The sequence below is a fragment of the Marinobacterium profundum genome, assembly GCF_001528745.1.
Classification (GTDB): domain Bacteria; phylum Pseudomonadota; class Gammaproteobacteria; order Pseudomonadales; family Balneatricaceae; genus Marinobacterium_A; species Marinobacterium_A profundum.
In genome coordinates this window covers 25,784-45,006 of record NZ_BCNS01000156.1, presented here as the reverse complement: position 1 = coordinate 45,006, position 19,223 = coordinate 25,784, and the positions used below count along the sequence as shown (strand labels likewise).

The following is a 19,223-nucleotide window of genomic DNA, read 5'->3' as shown; positions in this document are numbered from 1 at the left end:
ATTTACTCCTGATCCTGAATGGTATCGGGCTGTAGTGTGTCGAGGAAGGTCGTCAGGTTGTCAGCAATTTTGCGCAGGGGCTTTTTGCCGGGAGCTTCGAGCCAGACGCTGCCGTCGGTATTGTTAAGGCTGATAAACATGTCGTCAGGCTCAGTAGTGGCGAAGAACAGGGTCAGCGGCTGCTTCTTGCGCGCTTTCATCAGGGCGTGTCCGAGCAGGTTGCTGCGCAGACGCTCGCCGTCTTCCGGATTCCACAGTTGTAGCAGGGTCAGACGGTCGGACTGATGCAGCGCGGGCAGCGGGTCGGACCAGTAGCGGCTGTAGAAAGTCACGATATCGGGATGAATGGGTTGCTCGAGTGCCAGGCTAATACGCTCGAACAGGTCGTTTATGTTGGCCTGGCGTACAGGGCGCCAATGGGTGGGTGAGTCTGCATCGGCTTCACTCTGGTAGCAGTCTGAAGGCCACTCGGAGTCAAAAGCGACAAGGGGCAGTCTGCCTGTCTGCTGCAGCTGGTGTTCCAGCGCGCGATCGATAAAGCGATCTAGTGCCTGGGCGGTGCTGGCGCTCGGGGTCATTGCGTCACTCGGGTCAGGATGTGGAAAACAGGTGATGTAGTTATGTCGATCAGCATGTCTGTTTGCGTGTCTGCATTTGTATCTTAATAAACGCGGCTTACTCTATCTGCTTCGGATTTGATTGTGCAATAGCTCAGTGGAGTAGGGTCGAGGGAGATCCAGGCAGGTAACAATATTGTGGCTAAACTGGCCGTAGAGTTTCTGGTTCGCAGTCGCGCGCAGGGTGTTGCAGCCAATTGAGGGACTTTTCTGTATGAAAAATGCGCAGCTTTGACGCGACTTAAAAAAAATGCAGCTAAACGTTTGACAGCACTCGCAAAATCATTAGAATTCGCACTCCGTTCTGAGGCAACAACATGTTCAGGGCGGTTGATTAAAGGGTAGGTTGATGTGTAATCTTCCCTCGATCAGAATACGGAGTGGTAGTTCAGTTGGTTAGAATACCTGCCTGTCACGCAGGGGGTCGCGGGTTCGAGTCCCGTCCATTCCGCCACTTGCTTTGTGCATGTGGATAGTTTGAAAGATCGGTGTTGGAGTAGCAGGGTAGAAAAGCTGCCTGTCATTTCATCACAGGTGCGGTCGGGGATTCAGTCCCGTCCATTCCGCCACTTGCTTTGCGTAAGTGGAAGTTGTAAACGCAAGACTTCGTTTCAAAGTGCTGAAGCGTCGTACTAAAGGCCAGCGTTATGGGCGAATAGCTCAGTTGGGAGAGCGTCTGCCTTACAAGCAGAGGGTCGGGGGTTCGAACCCCTCTTCGCCCACCATAACGGAGTGGTAGTTCAGTTGGTTAGAATACCTGCCTGTCACGCAGGGGGTCGCGGGTTCGAGTCCCGTCCATTCCGCCACTTGATTTGTGTAAGTGGAGTAGTTGAAAGATCGGTGTTGGAGTAGCAGGTTAGAATATCAGTCTGTCATTTCATCACAGGTGCGGTCGGGGATTCAGTCCCGTCCATTCCGCCACTTACTTTGAGCATGTGGATAGTTTGAAAGATAGTGTTGAGGTAACGGGTTAGAATATCAGCCTGTCATTTCATCATCGGTGCGGTCGGGGATTCAGTCCTGCCCATACCGCTACTTCTAGCGAAGTGGCAATTGTAAAAGGCACTCGTGACAAGTGCTGAGATCAAGACTTCGTTTCAAAGTGCTGAAGCGTCGTATTAAAAGCCAGCGTTATGGGCGAATAGCTCAGTTGGGAGAGCGTCTGCCTTACAAGCAGAGGGTCGGGGGTTCGAACCCCTCTTCGCCCACCATAACGGAGTGGTAGTTCAGTTGGTTAGAATACCTGCCTGTCACGCAGGGGGTCGCGGGTTCGAGTCCCGTCCATTCCGCCACTTTTCGAAGTGGAAGTTGTACAAGTAAGACTTCGTTTCAAAGTGCTGAAACGTCGTACAAAAGCCAGCGTTATGGGCGAATAGCTCAGTTGGGAGAGCGTCTGCCTTACAAGCAGAGGGTCGGGGGTTCGAACCCCTCTTCGCCCACCATAACGGAGTGGTAGTTCAGTTGGTTAGAATACCTGCCTGTCACGCAGGGGGTCGCGGGTTCGAGTCCCGTCCATTCCGCCACTTTTTCCGAAGTGGCAATTGTAAAAGACACTCGTGACAAGTGTTGAGAGCAAGACTTCGTTTCAAAGTGCTGAAGCGTCGTATTAAGCCAGCGTTATGGGCGAATAGCTCAGTTGGGAGAGCGTCTGCCTTACAAGCAGAGGGTCGGGGGTTCGAACCCCTCTTCGCCCACCATAACGGAGCGGTAGTTCAGTTGGTTAGAATACCTGCCTGTCACGCAGGGGGTCGCGGGTTCGAGTCCCGTCCGTTCCGCCACTTTTCGAAGTGGCTTTTTTTTGTCTTTTTTTTGCATTTTTCTGATCCGCTGCAGTACTTTGTGGGTCAGCGCGGCTATCCTTTTGCCCGTCCTTTGCATTCTAGCAGCCTGTCGGGCTTGGCCGATCGTAGCGAGGGAAAGACCGTTTTGAGGCAGTTTTTGAGCTCTTTTGAGGTAAATAGTGGTTCTATTTAACAAAAAAGAGGACGAAAAATGACCAAAGGCGGCTTTTCCGCAGTAGATCAGTGTTAAGTCCGACAAGCAGCTAGGGTGGGTATTGTATGCGACTTTGATGGCGTTGGCAGGGCGCAGCAGGGTGTCCGTGTGATGGCTGTATGTACAATGACATGTCATTCAGTGGCTCCCGTACCGGCTTTGCACGCTAAAATAGTAGGCTGACCTGCATGAGCAGCCCCCCAGCACTTCGGTCTGAACAGGAAGCGTCGCGTGTCAACAAAGTACCTAAAACGATTTTTCAAGCCCGACTCCATCGCCATCTTTGGGGCCTCAGAGCGCGATGACAGCATGGGCGGCGTCGTACTGCAGAACCTGCTGGATGGCGGCTATAAGGGTGAGTTGATTGTCGTTAATGCCCAGGGCTACGAGATGGTGCGGGGCGTGCCCTGCGTAAAAAGTGTCAGCGAACTGCCGAAGATGCCGGATCTGGCGATTATCTGCTCGCCACCCCAAACCGTCGCCGATATTATTCGCAAGCTCGGTGCCCATATGGTGAAGGCGGCGCTGATTCTTACCGGCGGTCTGTCGATTCGGGACAGCAAGACAGAGCGCACCTTGCATGAGGAAGTGCTGGAAGCCGCGCACCCCTATGGCATTCGCATCCTGGGACCGGACTGCATGGGCTTGCTGGTGCCGGGGTCTTGCATGAATGCCAGTTATTCCCATGTCAATATCAGCCACGGCAAGGTGGCATACGTTGGCCAGTCGGGGCTAATAGGCACCGCCATGATTGACTGGGCGAACGGGCAGGAGATTGGTTTTTCCCATTTTCTGACCCTGGGTGAAAGTGTCGATGTGGATATTCCAGCGGTGATCGACTATCTGGCCAAGGACCCCCATACCCAGGCCATTTTGCTGCAGATGGATCGCATGACCGGCTCTGCGCGGGATTTCCTCTCGGCCGTGCGTGCCGCATCACGCAACAAGCTGGTGCTGGTACTCAAGTCCGATGTGGTGCAGGACGCCGAGCACTGCGCCCGCCTGGCGCCCGGCGTTTGCGATGAGGATCTTGTGTATGACGCAGCGCTGCGTCGTGCCGGTGTACTGCGGGTCGAAACTTCGGATCAGTTGTTCCATGCTCTGGAAACCCTTTCGCGCATGAAGCCCATGCGGGGGGAGCGGCTGGCTATTGTGTCCAATGGTATGGGGCCCAACGCGCTGGCTACCGATCGATTTCTGCGCGGGCGGGGCCAGTTGGCGCAGTTGTCAGAGGCCAGCCGTGAGGCCCTGGCGGCATTGCTGCCGGACGGCTGGAACCGGGGCAACCCGGTGGATCTGAATGCCGACGCCACACCCGAACGCTTTGCCAGTGCGCTGCGTATTCTGGTCGCCGATACTGCGGTGGATGCGGTGCTGGTGATACACGCGCCGACGCATCCTGCGCCGGGCGTCGAGACCGCCAGAGCGGTGATAGAGGTTGCCCGGGGAACCCCGCGCAACGTGCTCAGTTGCTGGATGGGTCGCGCCACAGCCATTGCGGCTCGTAATCATTTCAATACTGCCGGTATCGCCACCTTCATCACCCCTGAGGAAGCGGTTGATGCCTTCCTGCAGATGGTGCGTTACAGGCGCAATCAGGAAGTCATGCGCCAGACGCCGGCGCCTTTTCTGAAACTGAACAGCCAGAATCATATCCAGGCGCGCAATCTGGTGGCTCAGGCGCTGGAAGAAGGGCGCGGCTTTCTGCACCATGCCCAGGCCTGTGAACTGCTGGATCTCTATGGCGTGCCTGTGTCTCATTCGTACTACGCCGATACGGTGGAAGGCGTGGTGGAGGTGGCCAAACAGCTGGGCGGGTCAGTCGCCGTGCGGGTACTGCACTGTGAGAATGTCTATCCGTTCAGCTATGACGACAAGGTGCGCCAGCGCTGGCGCGATCTGGCGTTGGACCTGTACTCGGTCAGCGAGGTTCGCCATGCCGTGACACGGCTGGAGTACCGCGTGCGTGAGCGCTTCAGTGACGACCAGGTGATGGGATTCTGCGTGCAGCAGATGAAGCGTGGTTTTCAATCGCTGCAGATCAACGTGGGCATTACCCGCGACCCCATTTTTGGGCCGCTACTGCTGTTTGGCGCCGGTGGTTATACGGTGGATGTACTGGCGGATCGGCAGCTGATGTTGCCGCCGTTGAATCAGGCGTTGGCCCGGACACTGGTACAGCGCTCGAGGGTATACGACATTATCTGCGAAAATAGTTATCAGGTTGAGCGCGATGTCGATCAGTTGTGCGACCTGCTGATCAAACTATCTGAGATGGTGGTGGATCTGCCTAATATTGCGGGGCTGGAAATCAACCCGTTGCTGCTCAACAAGCGCGGTCTGCTGGCGGTGGATGTGGCCGTGTCGGTGGCTGAGCCTGTACGCCTGGCAATATCGCCTTACCCCGAGCATCTGACCGAGACGATTCGCCTGCGTCGCTCCGGCCGCCAGGCCGTGCTGCGAGCCATTCGAGGTGAAGATGAGCCCGATCATCTGGAGTTTTACAATCACCTCAGTTCTGAATCGATCCGCATGCGCTACTTCTACAGCCGCGGTGTGCCGACGCACCAGGAGCTGGCCAATTGGACTCAGATTGATTACGACCGCGAAATGGCCTTTGTGGTGTCGGCGCCACGGGAAAATGGCGCCGGCAACGAGACTCTGGCCGTGGTGCGGGCGGTGACGGATGCGGATAATGTGCGCAGTGAATTCTCCATTGTTATTCGGGACGACCTGCAGGGGGAGGGGGTCGGGGTTGTGCTGATGCAAAAGTTGATCGATTACTGTCGTAGCCGGGGCACGCTGCAGCTGTATGGCTCGACCCTGCCGGTTAACCGGGGCATGCAGACGCTAGCCCGCAAGCTCGGATTCAAGATTCGTTTCAATGCCGAAGAGGATGTGGTCGAGATGGTCATGATGTTGAACGAGGCGACCGAGGAATGGCAGATGTACCGGTTGCAGTCATGAGTCTGAAGACAGCCATGGCGCACGATGGCGCCGTGGCTGATGTCAGCGCAGAACCCCTGACTGATGCCGAGCGTATATGGCAGGTGGTGGCGCGAATTCCTCCCGGGCGGGTCTGCAGCTATGGACAGGTGGCGGAGCTTGCGGGGCTGCCGCGCCGGGCACGCCTGGTCGGACGTATTCTCAGCCGGTTGCCCCAGGGCAGTCGATTGCCCTGGCATCGGGTGGTAAACGCCAGGGGCGAGTTGTCATTGCCGCAGGGCAGCGCAGGAGAACTGCGCCAGCGCAGCCTGCTTGAGACAGAAGGGGTCTGTTTTCTGCGTGGGCGCATATCGCTGGCCCTCTATCGTTGGGATGCAGAGGGCTGAGTAGCCCTCTGCAAGGCCGATCTCGATCGGCTGCCAAACCTGCGCCCCTAAATTTATGAAGTAAGGTTCGTGCAGAGTCTCAATCAGCCGCTGTGCCTTTAACTGCTAGCCTGCGGGAGTCTCGACGGGTGTCCCAGACTGTGTCCGGAAGGTCTCCAGACCCTGCATGACCAGGCTGTAGGTCGCGTCTATGGCGCTGGCAATATCGCCCTTGAGCACCTGCAAACCGTCCAGAAGGTCCCGCGCCTGGGCAAAGCCCAGGTCGATACCGCCCTTTATGATGTCGGCGAAGCTGAGGCGGGCTTCGTCTTCGTTTAGTTCCGGGTGCTGGGTTTGATAGGACGCAAAGAAGGCTGTTGAACGGCTCAGGATGCGTGCGGCTGTGGCTTCGGGGCTGACATCCAGCTCTGTGGCGTAGGCGTTCTGAATCGCCGAATCGCCAAGGTCCGCCTGCAGAGTTTCATTGAGTGCGCCTATAACGCTGCGATACAGCGCCTCCATGGGCTGGCTGCCCACAGTGATGCTGACCTTGAGGGAGGCTTCGAGAATGGCTTCGTTGCGCGCCTGGCTATGTTCGGCGGGGGTAAGCTGCTTGTCGCTACGGGCCGCTTGAGAAACCTCCGCGCCCAGGCCACCAGTGGGGCGGTCTTCGGCTTTGGCGCGGGCGGAAACCTGTTGGCCGAAGTTATCGGGTTTTATGTCCATGGCGGATCAGGCTCCCAGCGGTGGTCGATCCTCTGAGTATCGGCTACGAGCCTTGATTGTTGAGTGAAACCTATTCATGCAAAATCCGCCTGGCTGCTGCGCCTGGGACGCCGGGTCAGCTGAGAGTTGGCGAGGGTGCGGTTGCGCCCGGCCCGTTTGGCGGCGTAGAGCGCCTTGTCGGCCAGTTGCATGACTTCATCGCTGTGCAACTGGGCAGGCCCGCGTTCGCACAGACCAATACTGATGGTGACTTGAAGCGGCTTGTCGGAGCTTTTGGTTGTTTTCTTGGCGGGCTTGCCTGACTGACGCTGCTGACGGCCCTCTTTCGCATTCTCGGTGCGATTGAGTTGGCGCAGGTGCAGCGGGTAGCGAGCGATGACCTCGCGCAATTGCTCGAGATAGGGCAGGGCTTCGACCTCGGTTTTGCCGCGAAACAGCACGGTGAATTCTTCACCGCCATAGCGGAAAACTCGTCCGCCACCACCAACCTGCTTGAGTTGAGACGCCACCATGCGCAACACCTGGTCACCGGCATCATGGCCATGGCGATCATTGAACTGTTTGAAGTGGTCAATATCCATCATGGCCAGGGTATAGCGCTGGCCCAGGCTGCTAAGCTGTTCCTGCAGTGCCCTGCGGCCCGGCAAAGTCGTTAGCTCATCAATAAAGGCCAGCTGGTGGGAGTGGGAGATCAATGCCTGGCACAGCAGCAGCTGGATGCAGGTGAACAGCAGGGGCGAGATGTGTGTCAGATCAAACCAGAAAAACAGTGCCGGCATGGTCAGCAGGGACACGAACAGCGCCGCATCGGCGCGGGTGCGGCGTAGCGATAGTACCAGAGCGCAGAATGCGAAAGTGCCCGCAAACAGCCAGGCGGCGCCTTCACTGAGGTAGTGGCCTGCCGTGATGAGTTCGAGCAGCAGCATGGGCAGATGGCTGAGCCAGGCCCCCAGAATCTGTTGCTGCCACAGGAACCAGAGCATCAGGTAGGTGGCCAGGGGCAGTAGCAGGCGTAGCAAGGCCCCACGGTTAAACAGGCCGCGTTCGGGTGCGAGGCAAATCACGAGATGATTGATGGGCAGCAGCAGAGACAGCAGGCTGAAAAGCACGTAATTGTCGGGCTGCTCCAGTGGAGTCTGCAGGCAGAGCTGGATGAGCGCGTAGACACCCAGCAGGTTTAGTGCGGCGAAAAGCAGTCGACTCTGATTAAACAGAAAGCCCAGTAGCAGGTTGGCAGCGCCGAGCAGGTACGGCAGGGCAACAATCAGCAGTTGCAGGTCAGGTGACAGGCGGCTGAGGTTGCTGAACAGCACCAGCGTCGCCATTAGCATCAAAGCAAAGGGTGCGATAAGCAGGCGGAGAACTTGAATCGTCACAAACGCACTATCCTTCATATAGTGTGCGCTGATCCTAACAGACTCTGTCGGTCTCTGGGAGACCGTACCTTCCTTTGTCGCGCTATCGATCGAGCCTGTGATTGTAGCACGGTAATTTCTCAGGGGCGGTTACCAGGAAGCGCTGCCGGGCTCGAGTAAGGGACTCGCTGTTGCAGGAGGCAATATGAAAACGATTAGCAAGATTCTGGTCAATATCGAAGAGCAGCATGACAGCGAGCAGGCAATCGCCAAGGCCGTCTGGCTGGCAGAGCGCTCGGGGGCTTCGATCGAGTTATTTTGCTGCTGTTTCAATATTTCGATACGCAATGGCTACCTGTTCGACAAAGAGGCGGGTCTGCACGCGCAGCACGGCTATTTGCGTCAGGTGGAGGAGCGCTTGCTGACAACCGCATCGAGCCTGCAGAGCCAGGGGCTGAATGTTGAGGTGGATGTCGCCTGGGACCGGCATCATTGCGATGGCGTTTTACGCAAGGTGCAGCGTTACGGGCCTGATCTGCTGATTCACCAGATTGGAGTCCACAGCCGCCTGGGGCATTACTGGATGGAACACCATGACTGGCAGTTGTTGCGTCAGTGTGCGGTGCCCATGTTGCTGGTCAAGGCCCATCAGTGGGGCCGAATACCTCTGGTGGCCGCCTGTGTCGATCCGTTTCACGAATGTGATGCACCGGCGGAACTGGATCGCGGCATTCTGAATCAGGCCTGCGTGCTGGCGCGCCTGGCCGATGGCCGTATGCATGTGGTGCACAGCTTTCAGACCCTGCCGCAGGCGGCAATATTTGATGAACATGTAGTGACCGACTATGCAGCGCTGCAGAGGTCGGTTGTGCAACAGCATGGCGAGGCTCTGGATAAAATGCTGGATGAGCTGGTGTATATCGAGGCTGACAATGTGCATCAGCTGCAGGGGGAAAGTCATATCACCCTGCCCGCGTTTGCCGCGCAATATAAGATCGATGTGATGGTGATGGGGTCGGTTGCCAGGGGCTTTCTGGATCGACTGTTATTGGGCAGCACCATTGAACGGATCTTCGATCACATGGACTGCGACGTGCTGGCGGTTAAACCGGCGGGTTTTGATACGTCCAATTTTGGTTAAAAGTGCCTTGTTTGAGAAAGAGTCTTGGTAGAAAGCGGTCCCGGCTGCGAGTGTCGCCGCTGCGACGCCAGGCTTGGATGAATGTATAACGCCCGCGAATGCGCGGGCGTTATGCTAAATGGGCTTCGCACATGCGATCTCAGAGATCGAAGGTGGCCCAAATAGGTGCATGATCGGACGGTTTTTCCATGGCCCGGATGTCGTAGTCGATATTTGCGTCTGTACACAGACTTGCCAGCGGCGCCGTTGCCAGGATGGCGTCGATGCGCAGGCCGCGCCTGGGCTCGCGTTCAAAGCCGCGGCTGCGGTAATCAAACCAGCTGAAGTGTGCGTTGTCGTCGGGCTTGTGCAGTCGGTAGGTATCCTGCAGGCCCCAGCCCTGCAGGCGTTGCAGCCATTCGCGCTCGACGGGCTGAAAGCTGCTTTTGCCATCGCGCAGCCAGCGCTTGCGGTTGTCTTCGCCAATGCCGATATCAATATCTTCGGGTGATATGTTCAGGTCACCCATCACCACCAGCAGCTCGGCCGGATCGCAGTGCTGCTCCAGGTGGGCCTGCAGATCCGCGTAATACTTGCGCTTGGCAGGGAACTTGGTGGCGTGGGCAATGTTCTCGCCCTGGGGGAAATAGCCGTTAATGACCGTGACCTCGGTGCCGTTCTCACTGGCGTAACGGCCGATGATCAGGCGCTTTTGTGCGTCCTCATCGTCCGTCAGGAAGCCTTTTTGTACGCTGAGCGGGGGTTGGCGCGAGATCAGGCAGACGCCGTAGTGGCCTTTCTGGCCGTGAAACTCAACGTGGTAGCCCAGGGCTTCGATGGCTCCGATTGGAAATTCCGGGTCTGAAACCTTGGTTTCCTGAATGCCGATAACATCCGGCTGGTGAGACTCGATCAGCGCGGCGAGCTGGTGCAGGCGGGCGCGTATTCCGTTGGTATTGAATGAGACCAGCTTCATGCCTGACAGTACTCCTGATAACGGGCGGCGCAGCAGTGTAGCATGCCCGTTTGGCCGGCTCATCCCTGCGAATATAGCCGGGCGCTATTTCCGCTTTAGTGGCAGGCTATTGGCCTCTGGATGGCGAAATCTATAGAGTAGGTCGCCACAGATACTGAGAAGCTAGAGGGAGGCCAGAGTGGCTGAATACGATTTTGATCTGTTTGTAATTGGAGCCGGGTCCGGCGGTGTGCGTGCGGGTCGAATGGCGGCTGCCATGGGAGTGCGAGTCGGCATTGCCGAAGACCGCTACCTGGGTGGTACCTGTGTGAACGTTGGTTGCGTACCGAAAAAACTCTATGTCTATGCCTCCCACTATGGTGACGATTTTTGCGAGGCGCAGGGCTTTGGCTGGCAGGCAGAAAAGCCCCGTTTTCGCTGGGAAACGCTGCGCGATAACAAGAGCCAGGAAATCGAACGTCTCAACGGTATTTACCGCAATCTGCTGGTCAATTCCGGCTGCACCCTGATTGAAGGGCGAGCCCGCATTGTGGATGCTCACACAGTGGCGGTGGGTAATGATCACTACAGTGTTGAGCGCATTCTGGTTGCGACCGGCGGCTGGCCCTTCGTGCCCGATATTGAAGGTCGCGAGCATATTACGACCTCAAATGAAGTCTTCGATCTGGATGCTTTTCCTGAGCGTGTCCTTGTTGTGGGCGGTGGTTATATCGCGGTGGAATTTGCCGGCATCTTCGCCGGTCTGGGCGCAAAAACGCACCAGATCTATCGCGGTGAGCTGTTCCTGCGCGGCTTTGATCAGGAAGTGCGGGAGTTTGTGGCCGAGGAAATGCGCAAGAAAGACGTTGACCTGCGGTTTAATACGGATGTGCAACGGATTCAGAAGGCGGCGGATGGCAGCCTGCGAGTCGAGCTGAAAAACGGTGAAGTACTGGACGCCGACTGCGTGCTTTATGCCACAGGGCGGGTGCCCAACGTGACCAACCTGGGGCTGGAAAATGTGGCGGTTCGCCAGCGTGACAATGGCGCCATCATTGTTGATGAGCAGTTCCAGACCGGTGAGCCGTCGGTCTATGCGCTGGGGGATGTGACGGATCGCGTCCAGCTGACGCCGGTGGCACTGGCTGAGGGCATGGCGCTGGTGCGCAACCTCTACGATGGCAAGGCGGAGAAGGTCGACTACGACCTTATTCCTACCGCCGTATTTTGCCAGCCGAATATCGGTACCGTGGGACTGAGTGAAGAGCAGGCCCGCGAGCGTTATGGTGCTATCGACGTCTACAGCTCCAGCTTTCGTGCCCTCAAGCACACGTTAAGCGGTAGCGACGAGCGCACCCTGATGAAGATGATCGTAGATTCAGCCACTGATCGCGTCGTTGGCGTGCACATGGTGGGCGGCGATGCCGGTGAAATCATTCAGGGTATTGCGATTGCCATGAAGGCCGGCGCCACCAAGGCGGTATTCGACTCCACTATCGGCATTCACCCGACGGCGGCGGAAGAGTTTGTCACCATGCGTCAGAAGACCCGTTAGTCTGCTGATCTGATCAGGGTCGCCCCCCGTGGGCGGCCCAGTCTGTCTGATTGAGGCTAATTCCCTTGATCTGGGCAAACACCTCATCACCGACACTCAATCCCAGTTCAGATGCGGCCCAGAGCGTAATATGCGCCCACAGGCGGTGGCTGCCGATACACAGCTGCACCGCCATTTGATGACCGCTTTCATCCGGCTCCAGCGCTTCGATGCGTGCTGGCAGCACATTGCGGATACTGCTGTGCTGCGCCCGCGTGCGCACAATGGAAATATCGTTGGCACGAATGCGCAATCGTACCTGTTGCCCCGCCGGCATCTCGATGCTGCGCACCCAAAGTGGCAAATCTTCCCCCAGTGACAACTGCGTCATCTGCCACTTTGGCTCTTGGGATAGCACCCTGGCGTTAAGTACGCAGCTTAGATCCTCTGCCGCAAACCAGGGGCGCATCTGTGCCGATCCCCAGACCTCTTCCAGTGGCCCCTGCAAGGGGGCGCGGCCTTTGTCCAGCAATACCAGGTGATCTGCCAGGCGCAGTACCTCATCCAGGCTGTGGCTGACATACAGAATCGGCAGTTGGACTTCCGCCGCCAGGCGCTCCAGGTAGGGCATCAACTCGCGTTTGCGCGGCATATCGAGGGAGGCCAGTGGCTCATCCATCAGCAGCAGGCGTGGCTGGCTCAGCAGAGCTCGGCCTATGGCAACGCGCTGACGTTCACCGCCTGACAGGGTCGAAGGCGCGCGCAGCAGCAGCGGGCCTATGCCCAGCAGTTCGATCACATCCGCAAACTGTTTTGGGTTTGTTTTGCGAGACCCGTAGCGCAGATTGCCTTCCACGCTGTAATGCGGGAAGAGGCGGGCATCCTGAAACACATAGCCGATCCGGCGCTGCTCCGGGCGCAGATGAATATTGCGGCGGCTGTCGAACAGCACCTCGTCACCTAGCGCGATCTGGCCCTGATCTGGGCGCACCAGGCCGCTAATCATGTTGATCAGGGACGTCTTGCCGGCCCCTGAACGGCCGAAGATGGCACTGATACCCTGTGCCGGTAGCTGGATATCCAGCTCCATGTCGAGGTCACCCTGGCGCTTTTTAATACAGATACTCAGCATGCGCCCTCCAGCCGACGGCGGGTCAGGCGGGCCAGCCATTCGGAGAACAGCAGAGCGGCCAGTGAAACGACTATGGCGATTACGCACAGGCGAGCGGCCTCGGCTTCAGCGCCAGGGGTTTCGATAAAGCTGAACATGGCCAGGGGCAGGGTGCGTGTTTCTCCGGGAATATTGGAGACAAAGGTGATGGTCGCGCCAAACTCACCCAGGCAGCGGGCGAAGGCCAGCACGGTGCCGGCCAGAATACCGGGCAGTGTCAGGGGCAGGGTGATGGTGGCAAAGACGCGCAGCCGTCCTGCGCCCAAAGTGTGGGCGGCTTCTTCGAGGCGGCGGTCCACGGCCTCGAGTGACAGCCGGATGGCGCGTACCAGTAACGGGAAGGCCACCACGGCGGAGGCCAGTGCCGCACCGCGCCAGCTGAAACTGAAGCTAAGGCCAAAACTCTCGTACAGCCAGCCCCCGATCATGCTCTGGCGACCCATGCCAATCAGCAGCAGATAGCCGATCACGACCGGTGGTAGCACCAGCGGCAGATGAATCAGGCTGTCGAGCAGTGCCTTGCCGGGAAAACGCCCGCGGGCCAGCAGCCAGGCCAGCAGAATGCCAGGCGGCAGGCTCCAGAGCACCGCGACGCTGGATATTTTCAGGCTGAGTATCAGTGCCTGCCATTCGTATTCGCTCAGCATCTAGTGAACTTCAAAGCCGTGGCGACGAAAAATATCGGTGGCATGGGGCGCGTTCAGGAAAGCCAGCAACTCGCGGGCGGCGGGGCTGTCTGCGTTGCGTACAATGGCGACTGGATAGTCGATGGGGCTGTGACTGTGGGGTGGAAACTCTGCCAGAATCCGCACCCTGGCGCTTAAGGCATCGCTGCCATAGACGATGCCCAAGGGGGCTTCGCCGCGCTCAACCAGTGCCAGGGCACCACGCACATTGTTGGCTCGGGCCAGGCGCGGTTCTGCGACCGGCCAGAGCCCGAGCCACTGCAGTGCTTCTTTGGCGTAGCGTCCGGCCGGCACGTGATCAGGATCACCCAGGGCCAGACGACTGTCACCCAGAGCGCCGGCCAGATCCCAGTCCGGATGCAGCTCAACGGTTGCCAGGGCGCTGTCGCGGGCAGTGACCAGCACCAGGCGGTTGCCCAGCAGGGTACGGCGGCTGTCATCGGCCAGTACGCCGGCCTCCGTCAGATAATCCATCCATTGCAGGTTGGCCGAGATATAAAGATCCGCCGGCGCGCCCTGTGCTATCTGGCGCGCCAGGGTGGATGATGAGGCATAGTTGGCGATGACCCTTGTCGAGTGGGTTTCACCGTAGGCGGCGATCACGTCGTTTAACGCATTGGTCAGCGAGGCGGCCGCATAGATGCTGAGAGACTCTGCGCTGCGGGTGGTGCCGGATAGCAGGCCTAGCAGCAGGCCAAGCAATACGGCGATGGGTTTCAGGCGCATGGGGGCTGTCCGGCAGTAAAGCATTCAGGGCCTGGTGACAGGCGCGGATTTTGAGTGTTGATTGGGGTATCGATATATATCAAGGTATATAGCGCTATGCAAGTTCACCGCACTGCGGTTTGCTTTTTACGCGCAGCTGTTTGCTCTTGTTGCCATGGCTTGAGGTTTTGGCTGCGACGGGCACAATGGGTGGCCAGGGCGTCTGGTGCGGTGGCGGTCAAGGCGTCGGTTAAGGTGCGTGCGAAGTGGAGATTTATGGAACTTGAGGTCGTACTGACCCTGCTGCAGGACAGCAAACTGCTGGCAAATCCCAAGCGTATCGCTCTGTTGCGTCAGATAGGGGTTACCGGGTCCATCAGTCAGGGCGCAAAACTGGCGGGCCTTAGCTACAAGGCCGCCTGGGATGCAGTCAAGGAGATGAATCTGCGCAGTCCCGAGGCGCTTGTCGAATCTGCGGTGGGCGGGCGTGGTGGCGGCGGAGCCGCGCTGACCCGCCGTGGTGTTCGTTTTGTGCAGCTGTATGAATTGCTGGAGCAGGTGCAGGGGCAAGCGCTGGCGGCGCTGGAGGACGACAGTATTCCGCTGCACAGTTTGCTGGGGGTCATGGCGCGGATGTCATTGCAAACCAGCGCCCGCAATCAGTTTTTTGGTGTCGTCGAACGCATTGAGTCGATAGGCCCGGATGAGCGCATTTTCACAGCCCTGGCCGATGGTACCCCGCTTTGCGCGAGTATTACCCGGCGCAGTCGCGAACGCCTGGCACTGTCGCCGGGCAAGGACGTGCTCCTGTTGCTCAAGGCTCCAGCCATCGAATTAATTGCAGACGCAGCGCTGCTCTCTGATCCTGGGTTGAATCGGCTTGAGGGTACGCTCACCGGGCTGGAAGACTGTGGCCAGAGTATTGAGCTTCAGGTGCGTCTCAAGGGCGGCGATGAGGCCTGTGCGCTGGTGTCGCGTGATCTGGCGAGGGGGCTATTGCCTGGGGATACAGTGCGTTTGCGCTTTGCACCGGAACAGGCGCTGGTGGCTGCGCTGACCTGACAGGCCTGGAGTCGCACTCGATGGCTGGTGGATAGGGCAGGTCGCACGGATTGAGCATGATTGTATCAAGCAGTGTCGCATGCAGTGCGCGTTATCAGTCGGCGGGTTTGGGTGGGGCAGGCAGCGGGCTGTTATCAGGCGGGAGTTTCGGGTATCGTTGCCGCACACTTTGTGCATCGAATTGAATGGCCTGAGACTGAAAAAAGCATGATCATCCAACCGAAAATCCGCGGCTTCATCTGTACTACCACCCATCCTACGGGCTGTGCTCAGAACGTGCGCGAGCAGATCGACTATACCCGCCAGCATGGCACTGTTGAGAATGGCCCAAAGCGGGTGCTGGTGATAGGCGCGTCCAGCGGTTATGGCCTGTCGTCCCGTATCGCTGCGGCCTTTGGTTCGGGTGCTGCCACCATTGGCGTGTTTTTTGAAAAGCCTGCCACTGAGCGCAAGACCGGTACCGCCGGTTGGTACAATTCCGCTGCTTTCGAGCAAGAGGCGCATGCCGCAGGTCTGTACGCCAAAAGCCTGAACGGTGATGCCTTCTCCCATGAAGCCAAGCAGAAGGTTGTTGAGCTGATTCAGCAGGATCTGGGGCAAATTGATCTGGTGGTCTATTCCCTGGCATCGCCTGTGCGCAAAATGCCGGATTCCGGCGAAGTTGTGCGCTCGGTGCTCAAGCCCATCGGCGAAACTTACCGCGCAACCGCTATCGATACCAACCGTGACTGCATTATCGAGGCTGAAGTTGAGCCTGCGACCGAAGAAGAAGTGGCCAATACGGTTACTGTTATGGGCGGTGAAGACTGGGAACTCTGGCTGCATGCGCTGAATGATGCCGGTGTACTGGCTGAAGGCTGCAAGTCGGTGGCGTACAGCTATATAGGTACCGATATCACCTGGCCAATTTACTGGGATGGCGCTCTGGGCAAGGCCAAGCAGGATCTTGATCGCGCCGCAACGGCCCTCAACGGCCTGCTGGCTGCCAAGGGCGGCCAGGCTAATGTGGCGGTGCTTAAGTCCGTTGTGACCCAGGCAAGCTCGGCCATTCCGGTCATGCCGCTGTACCTGTCCATGGTGTTCCGCATCATGAAGGCACATGGCGTGCACGAAGGCTGCATGGAGCAGGTGGCGCGTCTGTTCACCACAGGCCTGTGCGGCACCAGTGCCAAGATGGATGAGGGCAACCGTTTTCGCCTTGATGACTGGGAGCTGCGCGATGATATTCAGAGCGAATGCCGCGCCCTCTGGCCTCAGGTGACCACCGAGAACCTGTTTGACCTGACAGACTACGCGGTCTACAAGGCGGAGTTCCTGAAACTGTTCGGATTCGGTTTGGATGCTGTAGATTACGCCGCCGATGTGGACCCCCAGGTGCCCTTCGATGTTATCGATATCTGAATGATGTGACTCGAAAGCGCTTCACCCGCCAGGCCTTCTTGCCTGGTGAGTGAGCTGTGCAATACGAACGTTAAACGGCAGGGATGCCACGGTTGGGCGCACCATATGAGTGCGGCCTGCTATGCTGCGTAGGCAGTGAATTTAAAGGGACTTTACGGATGACGCGGATCTTTGGCAGTACTTGTCTGGGCGCATGTGCTCTGGTCGCAGCTGGGTTGCTGGCGGGCTGTGCTGGATTACAGCAACAGGGCACAGGGTCCACACCGGTTGCCCTTGGTACAAAAGTGGCAATACCCAGCCTTGCCGGCACTCGCTGGCAGGTAGTCCAGGTGGCTGATCAGCCAGTACCTGCTTCGATCAACTCCAGTATCCAGTTTGATGATCAGGGCCATGTATTCGGCTCTGCCGGCTGCAACCAGTTCACCGGCACCTATGAGCTGAATAACGGCAGTCTGCGGGTCGAGCGTCTGGCCACAACACGCAAACTCTGTTTCGCCGCCATCATGTACCAGGAGGAGGCGTTACTGCGTGTTCTGCGCGGTGCGGAACGTGTCTATCTGCAGGCGGATGAGTTGATTCTGGAGTCGGCCCGCGAACGGGGCCTCAGTCGCATGACCCCTCTGCCGGAGGCCTCCTTGCCGTCGCGCACAATCAACTCTGACTCAGGTATTGATGCCTGACATGGGCGCATCGTGGGTGATCGCTTCGATCACCCAGTCGTGGAAGGCTTTCATGCCGTAACTCAGCGCCCGGCCCTTGGGGTACACCAGGAAGAAGGCATTGCCACTGTCCAGTACCAGGTCGAAAGGCTTGGCCAGCTGGCCGTAGCGTACCTCTCGCTCCACCAGTTTTTCATCGCCCAGCGCAATGCCCACGCCCTCCATCGCGGCTGACATGGCCAGCGATGTGCTTGAGAACGTCATGACACGGCCAATGTCGGTGCTGCTGACGCCGGCCTGGCGCAGAATGCGCGGCCACTCATCCGGCCTGTCGGCGACTCGGATCAGGGTGTGGCGCTTGAGATCTTCGGGGCTGTTGAGGGGCTTGTCGCCGGTGAGCAGAGCGGGGCTGCAGACCGGGACCAGGCGGACATTGAGCAGGTGGGTGCTTTCGACATCACGCCAGCCGCCACGGCCAAAGTTGACCGCCATATCGGTATCTGAATGATCAAAATCGATCGGGCCATAGGCCGCGCTAAGGCGCAGTTCGACATCGGGGTATTCAGTTTGAAACTGACCGATGCGCGGCACCAGCCAGCGGGTTAGAAAGGCGGGCGCCACGCTGATGGTGACTGCGACCGAGTTTGGCGAAGCCATCAGGCGTCGGGTAGCGCTGTCGATTTCATCCAGCGCCAGCTGTACAGAGGCCAGGTAGCGTTCGCCTGCACTGGTAAGGCTGACCCTGCGTTTTTCACGCAGAAACAGGCGCACTTCCAGAAAGTCTTCCAGTGTTTTGACCTGGTGGCTGACGGCGGAAGGTGTGACATAGAGTTCATCGGCCGCTTTATTGAAGCTGCCGTGGCGGGCGGCGGCTTCGAAGCTGCGCAGTGCATTGAGTGGTGGCAGACGGCGGATGTTATTTCTCCCTGTCAGGTCGCGCACAGGGCGCGAATATCGAGCCCTAGTATAGCGCCACTGCAGTGAAGCGTTAATGTCTTTGTCCCGCTGGGCCTCAACACGGCCTGGCAGTGGTTGCCAGCGATGCAAAAGTCATCTAATTTCTTGGCAAGGGGGCATCGGTTTGTGAAGCGGGGGCCGCACGGTGTTGTGCCTGTGGTACAGCTGCGGACTGTTTCTGCTGCATTGCCTACTGTACGGGAATAGGTGAATCGTTCTATGCTGAGCAGCACCTAATTTCGAAGAATAATCCTAATGCGAGAGTTGCCCATGCCATATTCGCCTGAAATGATTGAAGAGCTGAACATGCTGAACCGCTTCAATCTGATGACAACCCAGGAAGGCCTCAAGGTACACCATGACGCTGAAACTGCGGTGGTTTCTGCCACCGGTCGGCTGTTTGAAAAAGGTCTGATTACTCAGGCTGATGGTGGTTATCTGACGGATCTCGGTCGCGAAGCGGCTGAGCACGCCCAGTCGGCGCTGATGATCCTGCAGTCGCCGCCCTGTAACTGAAACTGTCACCGCCGAGGGTATCGCGCTCGGCGGGCGCTGCACGGAGGGTGAAGATTAGCTTTGAAGTTTTGTGCACCTGCGGCACAATAATAAGCGTGAGCAAGAAATGCTGCCTAGAATGGGAGTCACCATTATGGAAACCAAGCTTAAAACCCATCCTAAATTCGTTGAAGCCATGCAGAAGCTGTCTGTTATGACCGAGGACGAACGCCTGTCTGAAGAGAACAGAGCGCTGTTTGATCAGGCAATCCGTTATGCCCCTCTGGATATTCAACCCAAACTTGCAGCGATTCAAAGAAAGTACGAAGCGCTTCACTAATATCGGCTGCTTGCAGCCGGCCACGGGCCACCTAAGGGTGGCCCGTGGCATTTTTAGCCCAGGATTTTTCACTCATGCACAAGTACCCAATTGGCTCTGTACTTTGGTTGCGCATGGTCTGGCGACTTAAGTTC

17 protein-coding genes and 9 tRNA genes are annotated in these 19,223 nt (G+C 58.0%); 18 read left to right on the top strand and 8 right to left on the bottom strand.

Annotated features, from left to right (window positions below; translation table 11 throughout):
• Window positions 1-2: 2 nt before the first annotated feature.
• Window positions 3-578 carry a SecY-interacting protein gene (gene syd / locus MPRO_RS18660; RefSeq protein WP_067296510.1) on the bottom strand — a complete coding sequence of 192 codons (576 nt, stop codon included), beginning with the start codon at window positions 576-578 and terminating at the stop codon, window positions 3-5.
• 416 nt (window positions 579-994) lie between these two features.
• On the opposite strand from syd, the gene MPRO_RS18655 reads away from it, so the two are divergent.
• The 11 genes from MPRO_RS18655 (at window position 995) to MPRO_RS18605 (ending at window position 5,944) form a co-directional block, all read left to right on the top strand.
• Window positions 995-1,071 (top strand) — tRNA-Asp (locus MPRO_RS18655).
• Window positions 1,072-1,266: 195 nt separating this feature from the next.
• Window positions 1,267-1,342: transfer RNA gene (locus MPRO_RS18650), tRNA-Val, on the top strand.
• 4 nt (window positions 1,343-1,346) lie between these two features.
• Window positions 1,347-1,423 (top strand) — tRNA-Asp (locus tag MPRO_RS18645).
• A gap of 329 nt (window positions 1,424-1,752) precedes the next feature.
• Window positions 1,753-1,828: transfer RNA gene (locus MPRO_RS18640), tRNA-Val, on the top strand.
• Between the two features lie 4 nt (window positions 1,829-1,832).
• Window positions 1,833-1,909: transfer RNA gene (locus tag MPRO_RS18635), tRNA-Asp, on the top strand.
• Window positions 1,910-1,983: 74 nt separating this feature from the next.
• Window positions 1,984-2,059 (top strand) — tRNA-Val (locus MPRO_RS18630).
• Between the two features lie 4 nt (window positions 2,060-2,063).
• A tRNA-Asp gene (locus tag MPRO_RS18625) sits at window positions 2,064-2,140 on the top strand.
• 98 nt (window positions 2,141-2,238) lie between these two features.
• Window positions 2,239-2,314 (top strand) — tRNA-Val (locus tag MPRO_RS18620).
• A gap of 4 nt (window positions 2,315-2,318) precedes the next feature.
• Window positions 2,319-2,395 (top strand) — tRNA-Asp (locus tag MPRO_RS18615).
• Between the two features lie 448 nt (window positions 2,396-2,843).
• Window positions 2,844-5,579, top strand: coding sequence for a bifunctional acetate--CoA ligase family protein/GNAT family N-acetyltransferase (locus MPRO_RS18610; protein ID WP_067296506.1), 2,736 nt, complete (start codon window positions 2,844-2,846; stop codon window positions 5,577-5,579).
• A complete protein-coding gene (locus MPRO_RS18605; RefSeq protein ID WP_245635135.1) occupies window positions 5,576-5,944 on the top strand; it encodes an MGMT family protein in 369 nt (122 codons plus the stop codon). The genes MPRO_RS18610 and MPRO_RS18605 overlap by 4 nt, the downstream gene beginning before the upstream one ends.
• Before the next feature lie 105 nt (window positions 5,945-6,049).
• Here the strand turns inward: MPRO_RS18605 and MPRO_RS18600 are convergent, their stop codons facing one another.
• Window positions 6,050-6,649 carry a DUF5610 domain-containing protein gene (locus MPRO_RS18600; protein WP_067296500.1) on the bottom strand — a complete coding sequence of 200 codons (600 nt, stop codon included), beginning with the start codon at window positions 6,647-6,649 and terminating at the stop codon, window positions 6,050-6,052.
• A gap of 74 nt (window positions 6,650-6,723) precedes the next feature.
• Window positions 6,724-8,025, bottom strand: a complete 1,302-nt coding sequence (locus MPRO_RS18595) for a GGDEF domain-containing protein (RefSeq protein WP_158651870.1) — start codon at window positions 8,023-8,025, stop codon at window positions 6,724-6,726.
• 184 nt (window positions 8,026-8,209) lie between these two features.
• Here MPRO_RS18595 and MPRO_RS18590 point away from each other — a divergent pair, with 184 nt between their 5' ends.
• Complete coding sequence (locus MPRO_RS18590; protein ID WP_067296494.1) at window positions 8,210-9,145, top strand: universal stress protein; 936 nt, start codon at window positions 8,210-8,212, stop codon at window positions 9,143-9,145.
• A gap of 139 nt (window positions 9,146-9,284) precedes the next feature.
• Here the strand turns inward: MPRO_RS18590 and xthA are convergent, their stop codons facing one another.
• Window positions 9,285-10,100, bottom strand: a complete 816-nt coding sequence (gene xthA, locus MPRO_RS18585) for an exodeoxyribonuclease III (RefSeq protein ID WP_067296491.1) — start codon at window positions 10,098-10,100, stop codon at window positions 9,285-9,287.
• Between the two features lie 178 nt (window positions 10,101-10,278).
• On the opposite strand from xthA, the gene gorA reads away from it, so the two are divergent.
• Window positions 10,279-11,634 (top strand): glutathione-disulfide reductase, encoded by a 1,356-nt coding sequence (gorA, locus tag MPRO_RS18580; RefSeq protein ID WP_067296487.1) that lies wholly within the window; start codon window positions 10,279-10,281, stop codon window positions 11,632-11,634.
• A 13-nt stretch (window positions 11,635-11,647) separates the two neighbouring features.
• Here the strand turns inward: gorA and modC are convergent, their stop codons facing one another.
• From modC to modA, 3 genes are read right to left on the bottom strand one after another with little or no spacing between them, the layout of a single operon-like run.
• Window positions 11,648-12,745: a molybdenum ABC transporter ATP-binding protein ModC gene (gene modC, locus MPRO_RS18575; RefSeq protein ID WP_067296483.1), complete on the bottom strand. Its 1,098-nt coding sequence runs from the start codon at window positions 12,743-12,745 to the stop codon at window positions 11,648-11,650.
• The gene (gene modB, locus MPRO_RS18570; protein ID WP_067296480.1) at window positions 12,739-13,431 is read right to left on the bottom strand and encodes a molybdate ABC transporter permease subunit; all 693 of its coding nucleotides are present in this window, start codon (window positions 13,429-13,431) and stop codon (window positions 12,739-12,741) included. The genes modC and modB overlap by 7 nt, the downstream gene beginning before the upstream one ends.
• Window positions 13,432-14,196, bottom strand: coding sequence for a molybdate ABC transporter substrate-binding protein (gene modA / locus MPRO_RS18565; protein ID WP_067296477.1), 765 nt, complete (start codon window positions 14,194-14,196; stop codon window positions 13,432-13,434).
• Between the two features lie 255 nt (window positions 14,197-14,451).
• Here modA and MPRO_RS18560 point away from each other — a divergent pair, with 255 nt between their 5' ends.
• The 3 genes from MPRO_RS18560 (at window position 14,452) to MPRO_RS18550 (ending at window position 17,318) form a co-directional block, all read left to right on the top strand.
• Entirely contained in the window at window positions 14,452-15,237 is a 786-nt protein-coding gene (locus MPRO_RS18560) for a TOBE domain-containing protein (protein WP_067296474.1), read from the top strand.
• 207 nt (window positions 15,238-15,444) lie between these two features.
• Window positions 15,445-16,638 carry an enoyl-ACP reductase FabV gene (fabV, locus tag MPRO_RS18555; RefSeq protein ID WP_067296560.1) on the top strand — a complete coding sequence of 398 codons (1,194 nt, stop codon included), beginning with the start codon at window positions 15,445-15,447 and terminating at the stop codon, window positions 16,636-16,638.
• A 158-nt stretch (window positions 16,639-16,796) separates the two neighbouring features.
• Window positions 16,797-17,318 carry an META domain-containing protein gene (locus MPRO_RS18550; protein WP_067296470.1) on the top strand — a complete coding sequence of 174 codons (522 nt, stop codon included), beginning with the start codon at window positions 16,797-16,799 and terminating at the stop codon, window positions 17,316-17,318.
• Here the strand turns inward: MPRO_RS18550 and gcvA are convergent.
• Window positions 17,301-18,239, bottom strand: a complete 939-nt coding sequence (gcvA, locus tag MPRO_RS18545) for a transcriptional regulator GcvA (protein WP_245635134.1) — start codon at window positions 18,237-18,239, stop codon at window positions 17,301-17,303. The two genes, MPRO_RS18550 and gcvA, sit on opposite strands and share 18 nt — an antisense overlap.
• 285 nt (window positions 18,240-18,524) lie before the next feature.
• Here gcvA and MPRO_RS18540 point away from each other — a divergent pair, with 285 nt between their 5' ends.
• Together MPRO_RS18540 and MPRO_RS18535 are read left to right on the top strand one after the other, a co-directional pair.
• The gene (locus tag MPRO_RS18540) at window positions 18,525-18,770 is read left to right on the top strand and encodes a TIGR02647 family protein (RefSeq protein WP_067296467.1); all 246 of its coding nucleotides are present in this window, start codon (window positions 18,525-18,527) and stop codon (window positions 18,768-18,770) included.
• Window positions 18,771-18,903: 133 nt separating this feature from the next.
• Entirely contained in the window at window positions 18,904-19,089 is a 186-nt protein-coding gene (locus MPRO_RS18535) for a hypothetical protein (RefSeq protein WP_067296556.1), read from the top strand.
• Window positions 19,090-19,223 lie beyond the last annotated feature (134 nt).

Coding starts and splice junctions, on each gene's coding strand:
- MPRO_RS18600 (WP_067296500.1), bottom strand. CDS start 6,649: ATGGACATAAAACCCGATAACTTCGGCCAACAGGTTTCCGCCCGCGCC.
- modA (WP_067296477.1), bottom strand. CDS start 14,196: ATGCGCCTGAAACCCATCGCCGTATTGCTTGGCCTGCTGCTAGGCCTG.
- MPRO_RS18560 (WP_067296474.1), top strand. CDS start 14,452: ATGGAACTTGAGGTCGTACTGACCCTGCTGCAGGACAGCAAACTGCTG.
- MPRO_RS18535 (WP_067296556.1), top strand. CDS start 18,904: ATGGAAACCAAGCTTAAAACCCATCCTAAATTCGTTGAAGCCATGCAG.
- MPRO_RS18550 (WP_067296470.1), top strand. CDS start 16,797: ATGACGCGGATCTTTGGCAGTACTTGTCTGGGCGCATGTGCTCTGGTC.
- MPRO_RS18605 (WP_245635135.1), top strand. CDS start 5,576: ATGAGTCTGAAGACAGCCATGGCGCACGATGGCGCCGTGGCTGATGTC.
- MPRO_RS18540 (WP_067296467.1), top strand. CDS start 18,525: ATGCCATATTCGCCTGAAATGATTGAAGAGCTGAACATGCTGAACCGC.
- modC (WP_067296483.1), bottom strand. CDS start 12,745: ATGCTGAGTATCTGTATTAAAAAGCGCCAGGGTGACCTCGACATGGAG.
- xthA (WP_067296491.1), bottom strand. CDS start 10,100: ATGAAGCTGGTCTCATTCAATACCAACGGAATACGCGCCCGCCTGCAC.
- modB (WP_067296480.1), bottom strand. CDS start 13,431: ATGCTGAGCGAATACGAATGGCAGGCACTGATACTCAGCCTGAAAATA.
- MPRO_RS18590 (WP_067296494.1), top strand. CDS start 8,210: ATGAAAACGATTAGCAAGATTCTGGTCAATATCGAAGAGCAGCATGAC.
- syd (WP_067296510.1), bottom strand. CDS start 578: ATGACCCCGAGCGCCAGCACCGCCCAGGCACTAGATCGCTTTATCGAT.
- fabV (WP_067296560.1), top strand. CDS start 15,445: ATGATCATCCAACCGAAAATCCGCGGCTTCATCTGTACTACCACCCAT.